The sequence below is a fragment of the Nonomuraea longicatena genome (genome assembly GCF_039525605.1).
Classification (GTDB): Bacteria; Actinomycetota; Actinomycetes; order Streptosporangiales; family Streptosporangiaceae; genus Nonomuraea; species Nonomuraea longicatena.
In genome coordinates, this window is record NZ_BAAAHQ010000010.1 from 26,634 (window position 1) to 47,121 (window position 20,488).

Genomic DNA, 20,488 nt, shown 5'->3' on the forward strand with positions numbered 1-20,488 from the left:
TCGCGCCGGTCTACCTCTTCGCGAGCGGCGCGGAGAAGGTGACCACGGCGCCGGGGCCGGTGATGGCGAGGTCGGGGAAGAGCGCGCGGGTCAGCCACAGGCCGCGCCCGCCCGCCTCAGCCGGGTCCGGCGCGTCGGCGGGCACCGGGCGGGCCACCCCCGGCCCGTCGTCTCGGACCTCGCACCACAGCCGCCCGCCCGCCGTCCACATCCGCAGGGTGCCGCGCCCGCCGCCGTGCAGGACCGCGTTGGTGGTCAGCTCGCCGGCGGCGAGCACGAGATCCTCCAGCGGGCAGCCGGCCAGGCCGTGACCGGCCGCGTACTCGCGCACCGAGGCGCGTACGCCGGCCATCCGCCCCCGGGTGAAGTCCACCCGCAGCCCCTGATCCATGCCCTGCTCCGGAAAGGGGGTACCTGTCCCCTCCGCCACACGCGTATCCCGCCGAGAGTACGACACTGTCGACGATCACGCATCGCGCTCTCTTTCGAACGCTGTGTGACGGATGCTACTTTGCGTGTGGGGCCCGCATCCGTCCTCTCAGAGGAGCAACGACGTGGATGTGCTGGAAATGTCGCGGCGGCGCCACGGGGACCTCACCGTCTTCACCCTCGCCGGCGAGGTCGACGCCGACAACGTCGGCCAGGTCAGGGCGGCGTTCGACGCCGCCGTCCGATCGCACGGGCCGAGACTGGTGCTCGACCTGAGCGGTCTGACGTTCATCGACACCACGGGGCTGGGGGCGCTGGTCCGGTTGCGCGCCGTCCTCGACGCGCTCGAAGGCAGCCTGTCGCTGGTCGCCCCGGACGGGCAGGTGCTGCGGCGGCTGCGCCGTACGAACCTGGCGCCGTTGTTCCCGATCTACGACAGTCTCAGCCAGGCCCTGGCCTGACCGTACGGCGCGGCCGCCCTGTCCGCCACCCTGCCCGCAGCCCGCGCCCGCCGTCCTGAGCGCCACCCGCCGTTCACGGCGGGCGGCCTCCAGGGTGATCCTCCTCGCCGCCCGCGCCCGCCGTCCTCACGGCCCCAGCCACGGACACAGCCACGGACGCTGGGGCGGGCCCACGGCCGGGTTGCTGGTTCAATGGAGGCCATGGGGCTGGACGCTGGAATCGCCGAGCGGTTGAAGAGGAACGCCGACGGGCTCGTGCCCGCCGTCGTGCAGCAGTACGACACCGGCGAGGTGCTCATGCTCGCCTGGATGGACGACGAGGCGCTGCACCGCACCCTCACCACCGGCCGGGCCACCTACTGGTCGCGCAGCCGGGGCGAGTACTGGGTCAAGGGCGCGACCTCGGGCAACGTCCAGCACGTCAAGTCCGTGGCGCTCGACTGCGACGCAGACACCGTGCTCCTCAAGGTCGACCAGGTGGGGGCGGCCTGCCACACCGGCGACCGCACCTGCTTCGACGCGGGGGTGCTGCTGCCATGAGGCGCGCCGCGTGGCTGTGGGCCGCCGCCGTCGGGGCCGGGTCCCTGCTGGTGCTGTGGTCGGTGGCCCAGAGGTGGGCGAGCGCCGACATGAAGGGCATGCCCGCGGCGTACGCCGAGGGCGGCATGGTGGCGGGCGGGCTCCAGGCGGTGGCGCTGGCCGCGCTGGCGGGTGTGGTCGCGGTGCTGGCGACCAAGGGCGCCGGGCGCCAGGTGGTCGGCGCGGTGATCGCGCTGTGCGGCGCCGGGCTGGCCGTGCTGGTGTGGCGCGGGGTCACCGACGCCGGGCTGTCGGCCTGGGCGCGCGGTGAGGCGCTGCTGATGGGGTTGTCCGGCTACACCTACACGGTGATGCCGCTGTGGCCCTCGGTGGCGGCGATCGGGGCGGCGCTGGTGCTGGCCGGAGGTGTGGCCGCCGTCGTGCGCGGGCGCTCATGGGGCGGCATGTCGGCGCGCTACCGGCGCGAGGCCGGGCCGTCCGAGGTCAAGGGCGAGCGGGCGATCTGGGACGCCATGGACCGGGGCGACGACCCCACTCGGTGAATACGGCCAGTCCCAAATCGACGGGCTTCCGTACGGCGCTGGGTTTCTCATTAGGCTTGTCCCGATTGGCCTGACTACGGAGGGGCGAGACGACCATGAGCCATGGGAACCAGGACGGCGGCGGCTATGGCGGTCAGCAGCCCGGCGGCGGCTACGGAGAGCAGCAGCCGGGCGGGGGACAGGGTTCCCAGCAGCCCGGCTACGGCGGCTACGAGCAGCAGCCCGGCTACGGCGGCTACGAGCAGCAGCCCGGCTACGGCCAGCAGCCCGGCAGCCACCCTCAGCACCCCGGCTACGAGCAGCAGCCCGGCAGCCACCCCCAGTACCCCGGGTATGAACAGCAGCCGGGGCACGGTCAGCAGCCCGGCTACGAGCAGCAGCCTGGATACGGCCAGCAGCCCGGTAGCGGCGGCTACGGTGCGCAGCCCGGCTACGGCGCCCAGCCCGGCAGCGGCGGGGCTTATGGTGCGCAGCCTGGTAGCGGCGGCGGATACGCCCAGCCCGGCAGTGGCGCCTACGGTGCGCAGCCCCCGTCCGGCGCCTACGGCCAGCCCTCCGGCGGTTACGACGCCTACGGCCAGTCCTATGGGCAGCCCTCCGGGCAGCAGGGACAGCCCTACGGCCAGCAGCAGTACGCCCAGCCCGGTTACGCCCAGCAGCCGAGCCAGACCAACGGCATGGCCGTCGCCTCGCTCGTCCTCGGACTGGTCGGCCTGCTCATGTGCGGTCTGACGAGCATCCCCGGCGCGATCTGCGGTCACGTGGCGATGGGGCAGGTCAAGCGCAACGGCGGCGAGGGCCGCGGCCTCGCGGTGGCCGGGCTCGTGACGTCGTACGTGACGATCGTCGCGTGGGTGATCGGCTGGCTGGTGTTCGGCACGTTCATCCTCGGCATGGTCGGGCTCGCCTCGTCCAGCACGTCGTACTGACCGGCCTCCCCCACGGCCTCCCCCTTTCGGTCAGGTTACAAATCATCCTCTAGGTGGATGAATCACCCTCGTGTGTCGGTCGTGCTCGCTAGGCTCGCTGCGCGAATCGGCACATGAGGAGTTTCGAGGTCATGAGCAACGGAAGCCAGGGCTACGGCTACGGCGATCAGCAGGGCGGCTACGGCCAGCCAGGCCACGGGCAGCCAGGCTACGGCCAGTCCGGAGAGAGCCAGCCCGGCCACGGGCAGCAGGGTTACGGCCAGCCCGGTTACGACCCACAGGGCCAACCGGGCTACGGTCACCCGGGCGGGCAGCCGGGCTCCGGGCCGCAGGGCTCCGGCCAGCCCGGTTACGACCAGCCCTACGGTCAGCCCTACGGCCAGCCCTACGGCCAGCAGGGTCAAGGTCAGCCCGGCTACGACCAGCCGTACGGCCAGCAGGGCTACGGTCAACCCGGCTACGGTGATCAGGGCTACGGCAAGGCGGGCTACGGTCAGTACGGCGCGCCCTCCCAGCCGCCGGACAACCACCTGGTCGCCGCCATCCTGACGACGCTCTTCTGCTGCATGCCGCTCGGCATCGTCTCGATCGTCAAGTCCTCGCAGGTCAACTCCAAATGGCTGGCGGGCGACCACCAAGGCGCGCTGGCGGCCGCGGAGGAGGCCAAGACCTGGTGGAAGCGCGCGCTCATCGGCGGCGTGATCAGCGCGGTCCTGAGCATCATCGGCGTCGTGATCTACATGGTCTTCATCTACTCCCTCGTCGCGTCGAGCACGTACTCCGGCTACTGACGCGATACTGGATCCCATGAGCGTCACGAACCTCGGCGGGCGGGCGCCGGGCCGGTTGGCGGCGGTGCTCCCGCCGGTCGGCGTCGCGCTGGCCGCCGGAGCGGTCTTCGCCTTCGTCGGCGCGGTCGATCCCAACGAGCCCGGCCACTACCCGACCTGCCCGTTCCTGTGGCTGACCGAGCAGGCGTTCGGCACCGGCCTGTACTGCCCGGGATGCGGCACGCTGCGCACCATCCACGCGCTCGCGCACCTGGACGTGGTCGCGGCGCTCGGACTCAACCCGCTGGCGGTCGCCGTCCTGCCGTTCCTCGCCTTCTGGTGGGGCAGGTGGACGGTGCGTGCGTGGCGGGGCAGACCACGCCGGGTGACGCTCGCCCACCCGGGCTATGTTTACGCGTTCCTGGTAGTCGTCCTTGTCTACTGGGTCGTACGCAACTTGCCTTTTGGTGCTTTTCTGGCGCCATGACAGGCCCCTGTGGTGAGTTGACCACGGTCGGGCCGATACCATCGCAAGGGCAGGCCGGGAGCGTACGCTAGGCGAACTCCCAGCCGTCCCCAACACTGTCGACCGGGAGGGACCCCAGCGCGTGAGTGTGCTCGACGACATCCTCGACGGGGTGCGAGCCGATCTGGCCGCACGTCAGCAGGCCGTGTCGCTTGACGAGCTCAAGGAGCGGGCCGAGCGGGCTCCGGCGCCCCGAGACGCCCTTGCGGCGCTGGGGGGCGACAAGGTGTCGGTGATCGCCGAGGTCAAGCGCTCCAGCCCGTCCAAGGGGGCACTGGCCGCGATCGCCGATCCGGCCGCCCTCGCGGCCGACTACGAAGAAGGCGGCGCGCACGTCATCAGTGTGCTGACCGAACAGCGCCGCTTCGGCGGCAGCCTCGACGACCTGGCGGCGGTGCGCTCCCGGGTCGACATCCCGATCCTGCGCAAGGATTTCATCATCACCTCCTACCAGCTGTGGGAGGCCAGGGCCTATGGCGCCGACCTCGCCCTGCTGATGGTGGTCTCGCTGGAGCAGGAGGCGCTCGTCTCGCTCATCGAGCGGGCCGAGTCGATCGGCCTCACGCCCCTGGTCGAGGTGCACACCGAGGAGGAAGTCGAGCGCGCGGTGGCGGCCGGCGCTCGCGTCATCGGCGTCAACGCCCGCAACCTCAAGACCCTTGAGGTCGACAGGGATGTCTTCGCCAAGCTGGCCCCCAAGATCCCCGACGACATCATCAAGATCGCCGAGTCTGGGGTGCGCGGCCCGCATGACCTGCTAGCTTATGCCCGTTCCGGCGCTGACGCGGTGCTGGTGGGTGAGAGCCTGGTCATCGGCAAGGACCCGCGCAAAGCCGTGGAGGCGCTGGTGACCGCCGGTGCCCACCCTGCGACGCGCCCCGACCACGGATCTGAGGGATGACAGTGGCAGACGGCCCCATTCTCACCACCGCGGACCTCGCGGGCAACGCCGGGGGCGACGACCCCGACCCGCAGGGCAAGTTCGGCCTGTTCGGCGGCCGGTTCGTCCCCGAGGCGCTGATCCCGGCGCTCGACGAGGTCGCCGCGGTCTACGACAAGACCAAGAACGACCCGGAGTTCATCCGCGAGTTCGAGCACCTGCTGCGCACGTACGCGGGCCGTCCGACCACGCTGACCGAGGTGCCGCGCTTCGCCGAGCACGCGGGCGGCGCCCGGGTGATCCTCAAGCGCGAGGACCTCACGCACACCGGCGCCCACAAGATCAACAACGTCCTCGGCCAGGCGCTGCTCACCAAGCGGCTCGGCAAGCGGCGGGTCATCGCCGAGACCGGCGCGGGTCAGCACGGCGTCGCCACCGCGACCGCGGCCGCCCTCATGGGCCTGGAATGCGTCATCTACATGGGCGCCGTCGACTGCGAGCGCCAGGCGCTCAACGTGGCCCGCATGAAGCTGCTCGGCGCCACGGTCGTGCCCGTCACCAACGGCTCCCAGACGCTCAAGGACGCCATCAACGAGGCCTTCCGCGACTGGGTGACCAACGTCGACAGCACCCACTACCTGTTCGGCACCGTCGCCGGGCCGCACCCCTTCCCCGAGATCGTGCGCGACTTCGCCCGCATCATCGGCGTCGAGGCCCGCCGCCAGATGCTGGAGCTGACCGGGCGCCTGCCCGACGCCGTCTGCGCCGCCGTCGGCGGCGGCAGCAACGCCATCGGCATCTTCCACGCCTTCCTCGGCGACGACGACGTCCGGCTGCACGGCTTCGAGGCCGGCGGCCACGGGCTCGACAGCGGCGAGCACGCGCTCACGCTCACCGAGGGCACGGTCGGCGTCCTGCACGGCTCGCGCACCTACGTCCTTCAGGACGACGAGGGCCAGACCCTCGAATCCCACTCGATCTCGGCCGGTCTCGACTACCCCGGCGTCGGGCCCGAGCACGCCTGGCTCAAGGACACCGGCCGCGCCGCCTACCACGGCGTCACCGACGCCGAGGCGATGGAGGCGTTCGCGCTGCTGGCCCGCACCGAGGGCATCATCCCCGCCATCGAGTCCGCCCACGCGCTCGCCGGAGCGCTGCGGCTCGGCCGCGAGCTCGGCCCGGAGGCGACGATCCTGGTCAACCTGTCCGGCCGCGGTGACAAGGACATGGGCACCGCCATGAAGTACTTCGGGTTGGGATCATGACTACTCTCCACACGGTCTTCGCCAAGGCCAAGGTCGACAACCGGGCCGCGCTCGTCGGCTACCTCCCGGCGGGCTTCCCGACCAAGGCCGGTGCGGTCGAGGCCGCCGCAGCGCTCGTCGACGCCGGCTGCGACGTCATCGAGATCGGCCTGCCCTACTCCGACCCGCTCATGGACGGCCCGACCATCCAGGACGCGGTGCACCGCTCGCTCGTCAACGGCACCCGCATCGCGGACGTGTTCCGTACCGTGGAGGGGGTGGCGGCCACCGGCGCGGCCACGCTCGTCATGACGTACTGGAACCCCGTCGACCGCTATGGCGCCGAGCGCTTCGCCCGCGATCTGGCCTCGGCCGGGGGCGTGGGCACGATCACGCCCGACCTGACGCCGGAGGAGTCCGGGCCGTGGCGTGCCGCCTCCTCGGCGGCGGGCATCGACACGGTGTTCTTGGTGGCGCCCAGTTCCACCGAGGAGCGGATCAAGGCGGTCGTCGACTGCTGCACCGGATTCGTCTACGCGGCCTCTCTCATGGGCGTCACCGGCGCCCGCGAGAGCGTCAACGTTGCCGCCGAGGACCTGGTGGCCCGCACCCGCGCCCACACCGAGCTGCCCGTGTGCGTGGGGCTCGGCGTCGGCACCGGCGCGCAGGCGGGCGAGGTCGCCAGGTACGCCGACGGTGTGATCGTCGGCTCTGCCTTCATCCGCCGCCTGCTCGACGCCCCGGACGAGGCCGCCGGCCGTGCCGCCGCCGCCGATCTGGCCCGGGACATGGCGGCAGGAGTCCGCTCCCGCGCCTGACAGGGCCCTCACGATGCCCCTGTCGCGATGGCACTGCCACGACAGCTCTGCCACGGCAGCCCGGGCACGATGTGTCCGGGCTTCGCCATGGCTCCGACCTCCTGATCCGTCTTAGCCGACGCTTATCCCGAGCGTGATCGGATGTGCACCGGGTACTGTGCGCATCCCAAGCGCCGACGAAGAGGAGTTCACCCGTGGACGCGTCGCTACCGTCACAGAACGTTCGATCAGCGATACCCTGGGTGACGACCGTCGCCCGGTTGGTTCTCGGCGGGGTGCTGATCGCGGCCGGTGGCCTGAAGATCGGCAACCCGGCGGAGTCCGTGGTGGCGGTCAAGGCGTACGAACTGCTGCCCGAGTCGATGGCCACCGCCGTGGGCTACGCGCTGCCGATCCTGGAGATCGTCGTCGGCGTGCTGCTCGTGGTGGGGTTGCTGACCAGAGTGGCCGCCGTGGCCGGGGCGCTGCTCATGCTCGCCTTCGTCTTCGGCATCGCCTGGGCGTGGGCCAGGGGCCTGCGCATCGACTGCGGCTGCTTCGGCGGCGGCGGCGAACTCGGCGCCGGGCAGGAGCCGACCTACCTGATCGACATCCTGCGCGACTTCGGGCTGGTCGTGCTCGGTGCCTGGACCGCCAGGTTCCCGCCGGGGCGGCTGGCCCTCGACGGAGCACTCGGGCTGCACACGGTGAGCGAAAGGGAGAACGACTGATGGGCAAGGGCGACCGGTCGAGCGCGAGGCGCGAGAAGATCAAGGAGCAGCAGGAGGCCGAGCGCAAGCGCGAGCACCGCAAGAAGATCATCACGTATGTCACGGTGGGTGTCGTCGCGGTCGGTGCCGTCGCGGCCGGCTGGCTCTACAACATGATGCGCTCCCGGCCGGAGGAGGCGCTGGCCGCCGCCGCGCCGATCACCGTCCAGCCCGAGGGGCCGGTCACGATGGCCGCCGCCGGCGTCGACAAGCCCGTGGTCGACATCTACGAGGACTTCCAGTGCCCGGCGTGCAAGCAGCTTGAGATCACCAGCGGCCCGACGTTCAAGAACCTCGCCTCCGAGGGCAAGGCCAAGATCGTCTACCATCCCATCACGATCTTCGGCGAGGAGCCGACGAAGGGCAACTCGCTCCGGGCCGGAGCGGCCTCGCGCTGCGTCTCCAACGGCTCGCAGTGGATCGCCTACCACGACAAGCTGTTCAAGAAGCAGCCGAGCGAGTCCGTCGAGGGCTACAAGCTGGAGGACCTGGTGACGTGGGGTAAGGAGGTCGGTGTCACCGACCCCGCCTTCGAGCAGTGCGTGAAGACACTGAAGTACGCCAACGCCCAGGTGCTCTACAGCCAGAAGGTCAACAAGGAGCAAAACCTCACGGGGACGCCGACGGTGAAGGTGAACGGGAAGAAATTGGATAACTCCGTCATCTTCGCTCCCTCTGATTTGCGCTCCGCCATTCTCGACGCCGCCAAGTAGCCCCTTCATCCACTACCCTCACCGACATGCCCCTTGTTGCCTCGATACCCAGCCCCGCCGAAGGGGTCTGGTACCTCGGCCCCCTTCCGATCAGGGCCTACGCGCTGTGCATCGTGCTAGGCGTCATCGTCGCGGTCTGGCTCGGAGAGCGCCGCTGGCGCGCCCGCGGCGGCGTTGCGGGCACGGTCATCGACCTGGCCGTGCCGGCCGTCATCTTCGGTCTCATCGGCGGCCGGCTCTACCACGTCATCACCGACTGGCAGCTGTACTTCGGCCCCAATGCGCCCAACGAGCCCATCGCGGCCCTGTACATCTGGAACGGCGGCCTGGGCATCTGGGGCGCCATCGCGCTGGGCGCGGTCGGTGTGTGGCTCGGCTGCCGCAAGCGCGGTATCTCGCTGTCGGCCATGGCCGACACGCTCGCGCCGGGCATCGCCATCGCCCAGGCCATCGGCCGCTGGGGCAACTACTTCAACCAGGAGCTGTACGGCAGGGCCACCGATCTCCCGTGGGGGCTGGAGATCGACAAGGACAAGGACGGCACTCCCGACGGCACCTACCACCCGACGTTCCTCTACGAGTCTCTCTGGAACCTCGTCCTGGCCTTCGTGCTCATCCTGGTGGGCAAGAAGGGGCAGTTGCGGCACGGACGGCTGTTCGCCCTGTACGTCGCCGGCTACACGCTGGGCCGGTTCTGGATCGAGGGGCTGCGCATCGACCCGGTCGGCGGCATCGACCACGCGGTGACCTTCCTGGGGCTGCGGCTCAACCAGTGGACCGCGATCGTGCTGTTCGTCGGCGCCCTGGTGTACTTCTGGGCGACGCGTGGCAAGGACACGCCCGAGGTCATCGTGCCGCCGGAGCCGGTCGACGGATCCGGCCCCGGGGCCGACGACGACGATGACGACGACGTCCCCGTGGCGGTCGCCGCGAAGGGCGGGTCCGAGGCGGGTGAGACGGCGGTGCCGGAGTCCAGATCGGGAGAGGGCGGGTCGCCCGGAGCCGAGCCCACCGGTAAATCGGACACCGGGTCCGGCGGCGCGCCCGCGAGGGCGTCGGACGCCGGAGAAGCGGACAAGTCGCAGGAAGCCTGAGCACCCGCAAGGGCGCAGGAAGCAGAGAACAACACTCGATGAGTGAACGCGCGGAGTCGCACCACCAGCACCGTGACGTCACCGGCGGCTGGTTGCGGCCGTCGGTGTTCGGGGCGATGGACGGCCTGGTGTCGAACTTCGCGCTCATCGCCGGTGTCGCGGGCGGCACCGGCGACACCAAGGTCATCGCCCTGGCCGGGGTCGCCGGGCTCGCCGCCGGCGCCTTCTCCATGGCGGGCGGCGAGTACGTCTCGGTGGCCAGTCAGCGTGAGCTCGCCCTGGCCGAGATCGCCGTCGAGCGGCGCGAGCTGGAGCACAACCCGGACGCCGAACGGCAGGAGCTCGCCGACGACTTCGTCCGCAAGGGCGTCGAGCCCGCGCTCGCCGCCGAGGTGGCCAGGCAGATCTCCGCCAATCCCGACCGGGCCCTGCAGGTGCACGCGCGCAACGAGTTCGGCGTCGATCCGAGGGACCTGCCGTCGCCTCGGCTCGCGGCCGTCTCGTCGTTCCTGTCGTTCGGCGTGGGGGCGGCGTTGCCGCTGGTGCCGTACCTGATGGGGGTGACGGAACTGACGGTCTCGGCGGTCGTGTCGTGTGTGGCGCTGTTCGGGGCGGGCGCGCTGGTGTCCACGGTGACGGCGCGCAGTTGGTGGTACTCAGGGCTGCGGCAGCTCGTCGTGGGTGTGGTCGCGGCCGGGCTGACCTTCGCGCTGGGCCACCTGATCGGGGGGACCGGCCTGTGAGCCCGCGTAAGAGCAGATCCCGGCAGCCGGAGCGAGGCGGCAGGGCGGCCGGTCGCCGCTCACGCGGCGAGGCAAGCGGCCTGCCGGAGCATCCGGAGGCCGACCACACCGGCCAGGAGAGCGGCCGGGCACCTCATGCCTGGCAGGAGCAGCAGGGAGGCGACGGAGCCGACCGGCCGTGGCAGGAGCAGCAGGAGGGCGCTCAGGCCGGTGACGCCCGGTCGGAGCGACCCAGGGTGGGCCGGGGCTCCCGCGCACGGCAGCAGCCGGGAAGCGGCGGAGCCGACCACGCGTGGCAGGAACAGCAGGGACCCGAGCACGCTTCGTGGGGGCAGCCGGGCACCGGCCGCGTCTCGTCGGGGCGCCGGGGCATCGACCGGGCTTCGCCGGAGCAACAAGGCGGCGGCCACGCCTCGCCGGGGCATCGGGGCGCCGGCGACGTCCAGCCGGGGCAGGCGGACGCTCCCGAGCCTGCGCAGTCCCGGCGTTCGCGGCGCTCGGAGCGGTCGCGTGAGCACTCACGGTCCGCGCGGCGCGAGCACCCGCAGCCGGAACCGCAACCGGCGGCCCAGGACGACAGTCCGTGGGCCGGGCAGCCGTCGATCGTGCCGCCTCGCAGGTCCGGGCGCCGGGCCGCTTCGGCCCCGGCCGCCGAGGGTCCGGGCGAGGAGGGGGGCGCTGTCGAGCCCCCGTCCGCGTCGAGGAGCCGCAAGCGGCGTCGGCCGCCGCCCTCAGACTGGCAGTTCCCGCTGCTCACCGACTGGGGGGTCAGGCCGGAACGGCAGCGCCTGATGGTGATCGTCGCCAGTGTCCTCGGCGGCGTCGCGGGCGTGGCGGGGCTGATCTACCTCATCGGCTCGCTCGGCGGCGAGTCCTCGCCCAGCCGTCCGGCAGGGAGCGCCTTGGTGCTGCCCGACACCGTGCGCCCCGAGAGTTTCAGAGGCTGGGGTTCGCCCAAGCTGTTCGAACCGGTCGGCACCAGGGCCAAGGACCCGCAGCCGCTCACCGAGAAGGAACTGTTCGCGGGCAAGACGCTGACGGGGGACAAGAAGCCCGCGCTCAAGCTGGTCAAGAGCGAGCTGGGCAAGGACTGCGCGGCCGCGTTGTGGGGTCAGGACCTCGTCGACCGGGTCGCCGAGAGCGAGTGCACGCAGGCGGCGCGGGCCATGTACAGGAGCACGGACGGCAGGTACGTCGCCCAGTACACCCTGCTCAACCTGCGCGACGCCAAATCCGCAGACGCGCTCGTCACCTACCTCCGCTCCGGCTACCGGGGCGGGTGGACACACCCGCTGAAGACCGCCAAGGCGACCTTCCCCGCAGGTGGGCACACCGTGTCGGGCGGCTACGCACTGGGGCACTACGTCGGCCTGCTGTGGCTCGGCCGCGCCGACGGAGGCGAGCCGACGGCCAAGGACGACTTCGTCTCGCTCACACTCACTCTGCGGGGGGCGGAGAAGCCCATCTACCGCCGCGTGGTCACGATCTCCGGGGCGCCGAAATGATGCCCGCGCGGATCACGGTGCCGCTGGTGGCGCTGCTGGTGGTGGCCGCCGTGGTTGTGACCTGGCTGATCACCCGCGACGCGGCGGCGCGACCTGCGGCGTACAAGGGCGAGCCCACCTCGGCCATGTACTCACTGGTCGACTCCCGCCAGCGCGATCCCGCCCCGCTCACCGTCGCGGAGGTCTTCCCCGAGTCGGGCAGGCGGCTGGGCGAGCTCACCCGGGCCGGCACCGAGGAGTTCGCCGACTGCGCCGAGGTGCTGTCGGGCGTCGAGGCGCCGGGCTGCACGCAGGCGCTGCGCGCCACCTACACGGGAGCCTCCGCCGCCGGGCAGTTCGTCATCCTCAATCTCGCCGACGGCAAGGCGGCCGACGCGCTGGTGGCGGCGCTGGGCAAGGACGGCTTCGTCGAGCAGGCGGCCGCCTTCGCGGCGGCGGGCAGCCGGGCGCAGGCCCGCGCGCTCGGCCACTACGTCACCGTGAGCTGGATCGGCCCGCTGACCGAGGGCGCGAAGCCCGATCTGGCCGCCGCCCACGTGGCCTTGGACGGCCTGTCGCGGGTGGTCCAGGCCCGCGTGATCAACGCCGACTGAGCCCCCGTTCGCGGTCGCCGGGACGAGACGTGCGGCGCGATCCCCAGCCTCACCCGTTGTCGGGGGACGGCCGCCTCGCATCAGGAGCCCGGCTGCCCGCCACCCGTCCTGCGCCTCACCCGTCGCTCGGGCGAAGCCCGCGGCGCGGTGGCCCGCCTCGTCCGAACCAGGCGGGCCTCGGCTCGCACCTGCCGACGTTCAGTGCGCGGTGAGCGACTTGCCCACCGCTTCGGGGAGTGCCTGGAGCAGGTGCAGTGGGAGCTCCAGCGGGGTCACCCCCTCCGCCCACGGAGCGGTGGCCCTGATCAGGGCTCTGGCCTCGTTCTTGGTGAGCGTCCGGCCCTCGGCCTTGGCAGCGGCGATGAGCGCCTCCCGCCACGTGTTGGCCAGCTTGGCGTGCGGGCTGTCGAGGATCCGCCGCACCGTCCGGGCGGCGGCCTCCTCGGGCTGCTCGCGGCGCGCGGCCACCACGACGGGGCCGTCGGACGTGAGCTCGTACACGGGGGAGACGACCTCCGGCAGCGGGTACGGCGCGGCCGGATAGGCGCGCACGTGCGTCGCCCTGGCGGCCAGCAGCAGCCGGGGCAGCGCCGCCTCCATCCCGGCGGGCACCGCGATCGCGACCCGCTCGGCGGCGGCCGCGTACGGCCGGGCCAGCCACGTGGACAGCCGGACCCGGGCGGCGGTGAGCTCCTTGGGCCAGTCGCCGACGAGCAGGTCGGGGACGAACCCCGCCAGGTCGGGCGCCCGCGTGGCCGAGGACTCCACGGACTGGGGGCCCTGCGTGTAGATCGCGGTGGCCACCCGCTCGACCCGCGCGGCGACGGCGGGTCGGGTCTTGGTGGTGGGCCGCAGAATGTACATCTCGGCGGCGGAGCCGACCGCCTCGGCGCCGTGGTAGCGGTTGAAGTCGGGATAGACCGCCTCGTTGACCAGGTTGAGCGCCGACAGCGCCTGCTGCACCTTCAGCGCGAGCATGGGGGTGCGCTCGCCGGCGCCGTACGCGAGAAGTACCCGCCCGTCGTCCTTGAGGCCCTCGACGGCGCGTGCCACGAACAGCCCCACCCCCTCCGGCGTGTACGGCGGATCGGTGATCGCCAGATCGTGGCCCTCTGCGGACGCCGGCAGCCCGAGCCGCAGGTCGGCCCACCGGGTGCGGACACCGAGGCCCTGGGCGTCGATGTAGGCGAGGATGCGCTCGTCGACGTCGACGACGGTGACGTCGGTCTCGGGGTGGACCAGTTTGACCGCCAGCGAGGTGAGGTCGTGGTCGCCGACGCACAGCAGCCTGGATCCGGGCAGCCAGAACCGGGTGCCGAGCAGCAGCGCGCGGCGTAGCACGGTCTCCGGCGTGGCGGCGACGTGGTCGAGCGTGCGCCGTCCTCTGGGGGCTCGGGCGATGAGCGCCTCCAGCCGTTCGAGCACGTGGGGGTAGTGGGGGAGCAGGTGGGCGACGGGGTCGGCGGGCGGCGGCGCCAGCGCGAGGAGGTGCTGGTAGGCGCTGGCGTGCTCGATCGGCACCCGGAAGCGCTCGCCGTCGCGGGCGAGGTCGGGCAGTGTGCGCAGCAGCGCCTCGATCGCGCGGCGGCTGGTCGCGGTCTCGCGGACGAGGTCGGCGAGTGTCCACCATCGGCCCTCGCAGAGGAGGGCGAGCGCGTGCCGCGACCGCCTGCTGTCCACACCGGCTGCGTCGAGCAGACGTTCGACCTCTGAGCGCTCCATGACCGAAAGCTTATCGGTCCTGCTCGTCCGGGGTTTGGGACGTAGTGGTCCGTATGCCGAAACATGTGGAATGTTCGTGATGTGGACCTGCGGGGCACCATTCGGGCAACGTGTTGTACCCTCTTACGCACAACTGCAGCAGGGCCAACGTCGTCCCTCGCCGGTATGTACCGAGACAGACGAATGACGACGGGAGGGATTCAATGCCTGCTGCCCACTCTGGCTTCCGTGGGGGACACCCCGAGCCCCAGGGCCTCTACCACCCCGCCAACGAGCATGACGCCTGCGGTGTGGCCATGGTCGCGGACGTCGCCGGACGGCGCGGTCACGACATCGTGGAAAAGGCTTTGGAGGCGCTTTGCAACCTCGACCACCGGGGGGCCAAGGGTAGCGAGCCGGACACCGGGGACGGTGCCGGCATCCTCACGCAGGTGCCCGACGAGTTCCTGCGGGCCAGCGTCGGCTTCGACCTGCCCGCCCCCGGCGAGTACGCCGCCGGGATCGCCTTCCTCGCCGCCGACCCCGAGGCGCGTGAGATCGGGGTGCGGATGATCGAGGAGATCGCCGCCGAGGAGGGACTGACCGTGCTCGGCTGGCGTGACGTGCCGGTCGATCGCACGCTGCCCGGCCCCAGCGCGCGGGCGGTCATGCCGTTCTTCAAGCAGTTGTTCGTCTCCGGCCCGAACGGCGAGTCCGGCCTGGAGCTCGACCGGCTGGCCTACTGCCTGCGCAAGCGGGCCGAGCACGAGGTGGACGTCTACTTCCCCTCGCTGAGCGCCCGCACCATCGTCTACAAGGGCATGCTCACCCCCGGCCAGGTCGAGCCGTTCTTCCCCGACCTGTCGGACGAGCGCTACGCCACGGCGATCGCGCTGGTGCACTCGCGTTTCTCCACCAACACCTTCCCCTCGTGGCCGCTGGCCCACCCGTACCGCTTCGTCGCCCACAACGGCGAGATCAACACGGTCAGGGGCAACCGCAACTGGATGCGGGCGCGCGAGGCGATGCTGGAGTCTGCGAACATCCCAGGCGATATTTCGCGACTTTTCCCCATCTGCGACCCGGACGCCTCCGACACCGCCAGCTTCGACGAGTGTCTCGAACTCCTCCACATCGCCGGGCGCAGCCTGCCCCACGCGGTGCTCATGATGATCCCGGAGGCATGGGAGAACCACACCGAGATGGACCAGGCCCGCCGGGCCTTCTACGAGTTCCACTCCTCGATGATGGAGGCGTGGGACGGCCCCGCCTCGATCACCTTCACCGACGGCACCCTGGCCGGAGCCGTCCTCGACCGCAACGGCCTGCGCCCCGGCCGCTTCTGGGTGACCTCGGACGGCCTGGTGGTGCTCGCCTCCGAGGCCGGCGTGCTCGACTTCAAGCCCGAGGACGTGGTCCGCAAGGGCCGCCTGCAGCCGGGCCGGATGTTCCTCATCGACACCGCGCGCGGCAAGATCATCGAGGACGACGAGATCAAGGCCGAACTCGCCGCCGAACTGCCGTACTCCGACTGGCTGCACGCGGGCCTGGTCCGCTTCGAGGAGCTGCCCGCCCGCGCCCACGAGGTCCCCAGCCACGAGGCGCTGGTCAAGCGCCAGCAGACCTTCGGCTACACCGAGGAGGAGCTGCGCGTCATCCTGTCCCCGATGGCGAAGACGGGGATCGAGCCGATCGGCTCCATGGGCACCGACTCTCCCGTGGCGGTGCTGAGCGAGAAGCCGCGCCTGCTGTTCGACTACTTCTCGCAGCTGTTCGCCCAGGTCACCAACCCGCCGCTGGACGCCATCCGCGAGGAGCTGGTCACCTCGCTGGCCAGCGTGCTCGGGCCGGAGGGCAACCTGCTCGACCCGGGGCCCAGCTCCTGCCGCCAGCTCGTCCTGCCGTACCCGGTGATCGACAACGACGAGCTCGCGAAGATCATCCACATCAACGACGAGGGCGACCTGCCCGGCTTCGACCCGCACGTGGTCTCCGGCCTGTACCCCGTCGCGGGCGGCGGCCAGGCGCTGCTGCGCCGCCTTGAGGAGATCTGCGCCGAGGTCTCCGGCGCCATCGCGCTGGGCGCCCGCGTCATCATCCTGTCGGACCGGGGATCCACCAGGGAACTGGCCCCCATCCCCTCGCTGATGCTGACCGGCGCGGTGCACCACCACCTCATCCAGGAGAAGACCCGCACCAAGATCGGCCTGGTCATCGAGACCGGTGAGGCCCGCGAGTGCCACCACATGGCGCTGCTCATCGGCTACGGCGCCGGGGCCGTCAACCCCTACCTCGCCCTCGAGACCGTCGAGGACCTCGTCGACACCGGCGTGCTCGACATGGACAAGCACAAGGCCGTGCGCAACCTGATCAAGGCGTACGGCAAGGGCGTCATCAAGGTCATGTCCAAGATGGGCGTGTCCACCGTGGCCTCCTACACCGGCGCCCAGATCTTCGAGGCGCTCGGGCTGGGCGAGGAGGTCGTCGAGTCCTGCTTCACCGGCACCACCTCGCGGCTCGGGGGGGTGGGCTTCGCCGTACTGGCCGAGGAGGTCGCGCAGCGGCACCGGCGCGCCTACCCGCGCGCGGAGAACGCGCACCGGCGGCTGGAGGTCGGCGGCGAGTACCAGTGGCGGCGCGAGGGCGAGCCCCACCTGTTCAACCCCGAGACGGTCTTCAAGCTGCAGCACGCCACCCGCACGCGGCAGTACGAGATCTTCAAGGAGTACACGAACCTCGTCGACTCGCAGGCCGAGCGCCTGATGACGCTGCGCGGGCTGTTCCGGCTGCGCGGGGGCACCCCGATCCCGATCGAGGAGGTCGAGCCGGTCAGCGAGATCGTCAAGCGGTTCTCGACCGGCGCCATGTCGTACGGCTCCATCTCGCGCGAGGCGCACGAGACGCTCGCCGTCGCGATGAACCGGCTCGGCGGCAAGTCCAACACCGGCGAGGGCGGCGAGGAGCCGGAGCGGCTCTACGACGTGACCCGGCGCAGCGCCATCAAGCAGGTCGCCTCCGGCCGCTTCGGCGTCACCTCCGAGTACCTCGTCAACGCCGACGACCTGCAGATCAAGATGGCCCAGGGCGCCAAGCCCGGCGAGGGCGGCCAACTGCCCGGCCACAAGGTCTACCCGTGGATCGCCAAGACCAGGCACTCCACGCCCGGCGTCGGCCTCATCTCGCCGCCGCCGCACCACGACATCTACTCCATCGAGGACCTCGCCCAGCTCATCCACGACCTGAAGAACGCCAACCCGCGCTCGCGGGTGCACGTGAAGCTGGTCGCGGAGGTCGGCGTCGGCACGGTCGCGGCGGGTGTGTCCAAGGCGCACGCCGACGTGGTGCTGATCTCCGGGCACGACGGCGGCACCGGCGCCTCGCCGCTCACCTCGCTGAAGCACGCGGGCGCCCCGTGGGAGCTCGGCCTGGCCGAGACCCAGCAGACGCTGCTGCTGAACGGGCTGCGCGACCGCATCGTGGTCCAGGTGGACGGCCAGCTGAAGACCGGCCGCGACGTGATCATCGCCGCACTGCTCGGCGCGGAGGAGTTCGGCTTCGCGACCGCGCCGCTGGTCGTGTCCGGCTGCGTCATGATGCGCGTGTGCCACCTCGACACCTGCCCGGTGGGCGTGGCGACGCAGAACCCCGAGTTGCGCAAGCGCTTCACCGGCAAGCCGGAGTTCGTGGTCAACTTCTTCGAGTTCGTCGCGCAGGAGATCCGCGAGTACCTCGCCGAGCTGGGCTTCCGCTCGCTCGACGAGGCGATCGGGCACGTCGAACTGCTCGACATGACCGCCGCGGAGCACCACTGGAAGGCGTCGGGGCTCGACCTCGCCCCGATCCTGCACCAGCCGCAGCTCCCGCCGGGCACCGACCTGCGCCGCACCAGGGAGCAGGACCACGGCCTGGAGCACGCGCTGGACAACACCCTCATCCAGCTCGCCGAGGGTGCCATCCAGTACGGCGAGCGGGTCAAACTGGACCTGCCCATCCGCAACGTCAACCGCACGGTCGGCACCATGCTCGGCCACCATGTCACCCGCAAGTGGGGCGGCGAGGGCCTGCCGGAGGACACGATCGAGGTGTCGTTCACCGGTTCGGCGGGCAACTCCTTCGGCGCGTTCGTGCCGAAGGGCGTCACCCTGCGGCTGACCGGCGACGCCAACGACTACGTGGGCAAGGGACTGTCCGGCGGGCGGCTCACGCTGCGGCCGCACGAGGCGGCCCCGCTGGACGGCCACATCATCGCGGGCAACGTCGCCCTGTACGGCGCCACCTCCGGCGAGGCGTTCATCAGAGGGGTGGTCGGCGAGCGCTTCTGCGTCCGCAACTCCGGCGCGACGGCCGTCGTCGAGGGCGTCGGCGACCACGGCTGCGAGTACATGACCGGCGGTCGCGCGGTCGTCCTGGGCCCGACCGGGCGCAACTTCGCGGCCGGTATGTCCGGCGGCGTCGCCTTCCTGCTCGACCTGAACTCCGACCGGGTCAACCGGGGGATGGTCGCGGTCGAGGAACTCACCGAGGAGGACGTCCGGTTCCTCCGTACCACCGTGAGCCGCCACTTCGAGGAGACCGGCTCCAGGGTCGCCGAGGAACTCCTGGCCGACTGGGAGACGGCGCTCACCAGGTTCAGCAAGATCATGCCGACCGACTACAAGCGGGTGATGCAGGCGGCGGAGGCCGCCCGCATCGAAGGCAGGGACATCGACGAGGCGGTCATGGCCGCCGCGATCCAGGGTTAGAGGAGGCGTAACCGATGGCCGACCCCAAGGGTTTCCTCACACACGAGCGGGAGCTGCCGGAGCGCCGCCCGGTCGAGGTCCGCATCCAGGACTGGAAGGAGGTCTACACCGACTTCCCGAAGGCCGAGCTGAACAAGCAGGCCGCCCGGTGCATGGACTGCGGCATCCCGTTCTGCCACAACGGCTGCCCGCTGGGCAACCTCATCCCCGAGTGGAACGACCTCGTCCACCGCGAGGACTTCCAGGAGGCGATCGAGAGGCTGCACGCCACCAACAACTTCCCCGAGTTCACGGGCCGGCTGTGCCCGGCTCCGTGCGAGTCGGCGTGCGTGCTCGGAATCAACTCCGACCCGGTGGCGATCAAGCAGGTCGAGGTCGAGATCGTCGACCGGGCCTTCGCCGAGGGCTGGGTGCGTCCGCAGCCGCCCGTGGCGAAGACCGGCAAGCGGGTGGCCGTGGTCGGTTCCGGCCCGGCCGGGCTGGCCGCCGCCCAGCAGCTCACCCGCGCGGGCCACGACGTGGTGGTCTTCGAGCGGGCCGACGCGATCGGCGGGCTGCTGCGGTACGGGATCCCCGAGTTCAAGATGGAGAAGCGGCACATCGACCGCCGCATCGACCAGATGCGCGCAGAGGGCACCGAGTTCCGCACCTCGGTGCACGTCGGCGTCGACGTCACCGCCGCCGAGCTGCGGGAGCGGTTCGACGCGGTCGTCCTCGCGGGCGGCGCCACGCTGTGGCGCGAGTTGCCCGTCGAGGGCCGCGAGCTCAAGGGCGTCCACCAGGCGATGGAGTACCTCCCCCCGGCCAACCGCGACCTGGCCGCCTCGCCGATCTCGGCGCGCGGCAAGCACGTGGTCGTGATCGGCGGCGGCGACACGGGCGCCGACTGCATCGGCACCGCGATCCGCCAGGGCGCGGCGTCGGTGACGCAGCTGGAGATCATGCCCAGGCCGCCGGCGGGGCGGCCGGGCTCGCAGCCGTGGCCGACCTTCCCGACGCTGTTCAAGATGGAGAGCGCCCACGAGGAGCTCGCCGACGGCGGCGGGGACCGGGTCTACGCGGTCTCGACGCTGGGCTTCGCCGGCGACGAGGAGGGCAACGTCCGCGCGTTGCGCCTGGTCGAGGTCGAGGGGCCGCAGAGCGGTTTCCAGCCGGTGCCCGGCACGGAGCGGGAGATCCCGGCCGAGCTGGTGACGCTGTCGATGGGCTTCGTCGGGCCGGAGAAGGGCGCGCTGCTGACCGATCTCGGCGTGGACTACGACAAGCGCGGCAACGTGGCGCGCGACCGGTCGTACATGACCTCGGTCGAGGGGGTGTTCGCGGCCGGGGACATGGGGCGCGGGCAGTCGCTGATCGTGTGGGCGATCGCCGAGGGGCGGGCCGCCGCCAGCGGCGTCGACCGCTATCTGACGGGGGAGACGGCGCTGCCGTTCCCGATTCTGCCGACGGCGCGCTCGCTCGTCTGACATCCGTGCGTGTCTCGACGCCCGTCCGGGGTGCCTCTCCGGG

The 20,488-nt window shown here is 71.4% G+C and carries 19 protein-coding genes; 17 read left to right on the plus strand and 2 right to left on the minus strand.

The genetic code is table 11. The features are described 5' to 3' along the window. Window positions 1-10: 10 nt before the first annotated feature. The gene (locus ABD120_RS11870; protein ID WP_343949847.1) at window positions 11-391 is read right to left on the minus strand and encodes an ATP-binding protein; all 381 of its coding nucleotides are present in this window, start codon (window positions 389-391) and stop codon (window positions 11-13) included. A 163-nt stretch (window positions 392-554) separates the two neighbouring features. Here ABD120_RS11870 and ABD120_RS11875 point away from each other — a divergent pair, with 163 nt between their 5' ends. From ABD120_RS11875 to ABD120_RS11945, 15 genes are all read left to right on the plus strand, one after another. Further along, the gene (locus ABD120_RS11875; RefSeq protein WP_343949848.1) at window positions 555-890 is read left to right on the plus strand and encodes an STAS domain-containing protein; all 336 of its coding nucleotides are present in this window, start codon (window positions 555-557) and stop codon (window positions 888-890) included. 201 nt (window positions 891-1,091) lie between these two features. Further along, a complete protein-coding gene (gene hisI / locus ABD120_RS11880) occupies window positions 1,092-1,430 on the plus strand; it encodes a phosphoribosyl-AMP cyclohydrolase (protein WP_343949849.1) in 339 nt (112 codons plus the stop codon). Continuing rightward, window positions 1,427-1,972, plus strand: a complete 546-nt coding sequence (locus ABD120_RS11885) for a Trp biosynthesis-associated membrane protein (protein WP_343949850.1) — start codon at window positions 1,427-1,429, stop codon at window positions 1,970-1,972. The genes hisI and ABD120_RS11885 overlap by 4 nt, the downstream gene beginning before the upstream one ends. A 95-nt stretch (window positions 1,973-2,067) precedes the next feature. Next, a complete protein-coding gene (locus tag ABD120_RS11890; protein WP_343949851.1) occupies window positions 2,068-2,901 on the plus strand; it encodes a DUF4190 domain-containing protein in 834 nt (277 codons plus the stop codon). 131 nt (window positions 2,902-3,032) lie between these two features. Further along, the gene (locus ABD120_RS11895; RefSeq protein WP_343949853.1) at window positions 3,033-3,692 is read left to right on the plus strand and encodes a CD225/dispanin family protein; all 660 of its coding nucleotides are present in this window, start codon (window positions 3,033-3,035) and stop codon (window positions 3,690-3,692) included. 16 nt (window positions 3,693-3,708) lie between these two features. Then, the gene (locus ABD120_RS11900) at window positions 3,709-4,158 is read left to right on the plus strand and encodes a DUF2752 domain-containing protein (RefSeq protein WP_343949854.1); all 450 of its coding nucleotides are present in this window, start codon (window positions 3,709-3,711) and stop codon (window positions 4,156-4,158) included. Between the two features lie 121 nt (window positions 4,159-4,279). After that, on the plus strand, window positions 4,280-5,098 hold the full coding sequence (gene trpC / locus ABD120_RS11905; protein WP_343949855.1) for an indole-3-glycerol phosphate synthase TrpC: 819 nt from the start codon (window positions 4,280-4,282) through the stop codon (window positions 5,096-5,098). Then, the gene (gene trpB, locus ABD120_RS11910) at window positions 5,095-6,342 is read left to right on the plus strand and encodes a tryptophan synthase subunit beta (RefSeq protein WP_343949856.1); all 1,248 of its coding nucleotides are present in this window, start codon (window positions 5,095-5,097) and stop codon (window positions 6,340-6,342) included. The genes trpC and trpB overlap by 4 nt, the downstream gene beginning before the upstream one ends. Further along, complete coding sequence (gene trpA, locus ABD120_RS11915; RefSeq protein WP_343949857.1) at window positions 6,339-7,139, plus strand: tryptophan synthase subunit alpha; 801 nt, start codon at window positions 6,339-6,341, stop codon at window positions 7,137-7,139. Before trpB ends, trpA begins: the two co-directional genes overlap by 4 nt. Window positions 7,140-7,381: 242 nt before the next feature. Beyond that, complete coding sequence (locus ABD120_RS11920; RefSeq protein WP_343949858.1) at window positions 7,382-7,849, plus strand: MauE/DoxX family redox-associated membrane protein; 468 nt, start codon at window positions 7,382-7,384, stop codon at window positions 7,847-7,849. Next, a complete protein-coding gene (locus ABD120_RS11925; protein WP_343949859.1) occupies window positions 7,849-8,601 on the plus strand; it encodes a DsbA family protein in 753 nt (250 codons plus the stop codon). The genes ABD120_RS11920 and ABD120_RS11925 overlap by 1 nt, the downstream gene beginning before the upstream one ends. Before the next feature lie 26 nt (window positions 8,602-8,627). Further along, window positions 8,628-9,695, plus strand: coding sequence for a prolipoprotein diacylglyceryl transferase (lgt, locus tag ABD120_RS11930; protein WP_343949860.1), 1,068 nt, complete (start codon window positions 8,628-8,630; stop codon window positions 9,693-9,695). A 38-nt stretch (window positions 9,696-9,733) separates the two neighbouring features. Next, window positions 9,734-10,438 (plus strand): VIT1/CCC1 transporter family protein, encoded by a 705-nt coding sequence (locus ABD120_RS11935; RefSeq protein WP_343949861.1) that lies wholly within the window; start codon window positions 9,734-9,736, stop codon window positions 10,436-10,438. Next, window positions 10,435-11,943, plus strand: a complete 1,509-nt coding sequence (locus tag ABD120_RS11940) for a hypothetical protein (protein ID WP_343949862.1) — start codon at window positions 10,435-10,437, stop codon at window positions 11,941-11,943. Before ABD120_RS11935 ends, ABD120_RS11940 begins: the two co-directional genes overlap by 4 nt. After that, the gene (locus tag ABD120_RS11945) at window positions 11,940-12,536 is read left to right on the plus strand and encodes a hypothetical protein (protein WP_343949863.1); all 597 of its coding nucleotides are present in this window, start codon (window positions 11,940-11,942) and stop codon (window positions 12,534-12,536) included. The genes ABD120_RS11940 and ABD120_RS11945 overlap by 4 nt, the downstream gene beginning before the upstream one ends. A gap of 198 nt (window positions 12,537-12,734) precedes the next feature. Here ABD120_RS11945 and ABD120_RS11950 read toward each other — a convergent pair whose 3' ends face one another. Then, window positions 12,735-14,258, minus strand: a complete 1,524-nt coding sequence (locus tag ABD120_RS11950; protein WP_343949864.1) for a bis-aminopropyl spermidine synthase family protein — start codon at window positions 14,256-14,258, stop codon at window positions 12,735-12,737. 203 nt (window positions 14,259-14,461) lie between these two features. Here ABD120_RS11950 and gltB point away from each other — a divergent pair, with 203 nt between their 5' ends. Together gltB and ABD120_RS11960 are read left to right on the plus strand one after the other, a co-directional pair. Further along, entirely contained in the window at window positions 14,462-18,979 is a 4,518-nt protein-coding gene (gene gltB, locus ABD120_RS11955) for a glutamate synthase large subunit (protein ID WP_343949865.1), read from the plus strand. A gap of 14 nt (window positions 18,980-18,993) precedes the next feature. After that, window positions 18,994-20,445, plus strand: coding sequence for a glutamate synthase subunit beta (locus ABD120_RS11960; RefSeq protein ID WP_343949866.1), 1,452 nt, complete (start codon window positions 18,994-18,996; stop codon window positions 20,443-20,445). Window positions 20,446-20,488 lie beyond the last annotated feature (43 nt).

Bases quoted from the DNA above. Each gene is read 5' to 3' on its own strand.
- ABD120_RS11895 (WP_343949853.1), top strand. From the start codon at position 3,033: ATGAGCAACGGAAGCCAGGGCTACGGCTACGGCGATCAGCAGGGCGGC.
- ABD120_RS11890 (WP_343949851.1), top strand. From the start codon at position 2,068: ATGAGCCATGGGAACCAGGACGGCGGCGGCTATGGCGGTCAGCAGCCC.
- lgt (WP_343949860.1), top strand. From the start codon at position 8,628: ATGCCCCTTGTTGCCTCGATACCCAGCCCCGCCGAAGGGGTCTGGTAC.
- ABD120_RS11935 (WP_343949861.1), top strand. From the start codon at position 9,734: ATGAGTGAACGCGCGGAGTCGCACCACCAGCACCGTGACGTCACCGGC.
- hisI (WP_343949849.1), top strand. From the start codon at position 1,092: ATGGGGCTGGACGCTGGAATCGCCGAGCGGTTGAAGAGGAACGCCGAC.
- trpA (WP_343949857.1), top strand. From the start codon at position 6,339: ATGACTACTCTCCACACGGTCTTCGCCAAGGCCAAGGTCGACAACCGG.
- ABD120_RS11950 (WP_343949864.1), bottom strand. From the start codon at position 14,258: ATGGAGCGCTCAGAGGTCGAACGTCTGCTCGACGCAGCCGGTGTGGAC.
- ABD120_RS11960 (WP_343949866.1), top strand. From the start codon at position 18,994: ATGGCCGACCCCAAGGGTTTCCTCACACACGAGCGGGAGCTGCCGGAG.
- trpB (WP_343949856.1), top strand. From the start codon at position 5,095: ATGACAGTGGCAGACGGCCCCATTCTCACCACCGCGGACCTCGCGGGC.
- ABD120_RS11885 (WP_343949850.1), top strand. From the start codon at position 1,427: ATGAGGCGCGCCGCGTGGCTGTGGGCCGCCGCCGTCGGGGCCGGGTCC.
- ABD120_RS11925 (WP_343949859.1), top strand. From the start codon at position 7,849: ATGGGCAAGGGCGACCGGTCGAGCGCGAGGCGCGAGAAGATCAAGGAG.
- ABD120_RS11945 (WP_343949863.1), top strand. From the start codon at position 11,940: ATGATGCCCGCGCGGATCACGGTGCCGCTGGTGGCGCTGCTGGTGGTG.
- ABD120_RS11900 (WP_343949854.1), top strand. From the start codon at position 3,709: ATGAGCGTCACGAACCTCGGCGGGCGGGCGCCGGGCCGGTTGGCGGCG.
- gltB (WP_343949865.1), top strand. From the start codon at position 14,462: ATGCCTGCTGCCCACTCTGGCTTCCGTGGGGGACACCCCGAGCCCCAG.
- ABD120_RS11870 (WP_343949847.1), bottom strand. From the start codon at position 391: ATGGATCAGGGGCTGCGGGTGGACTTCACCCGGGGGCGGATGGCCGGC.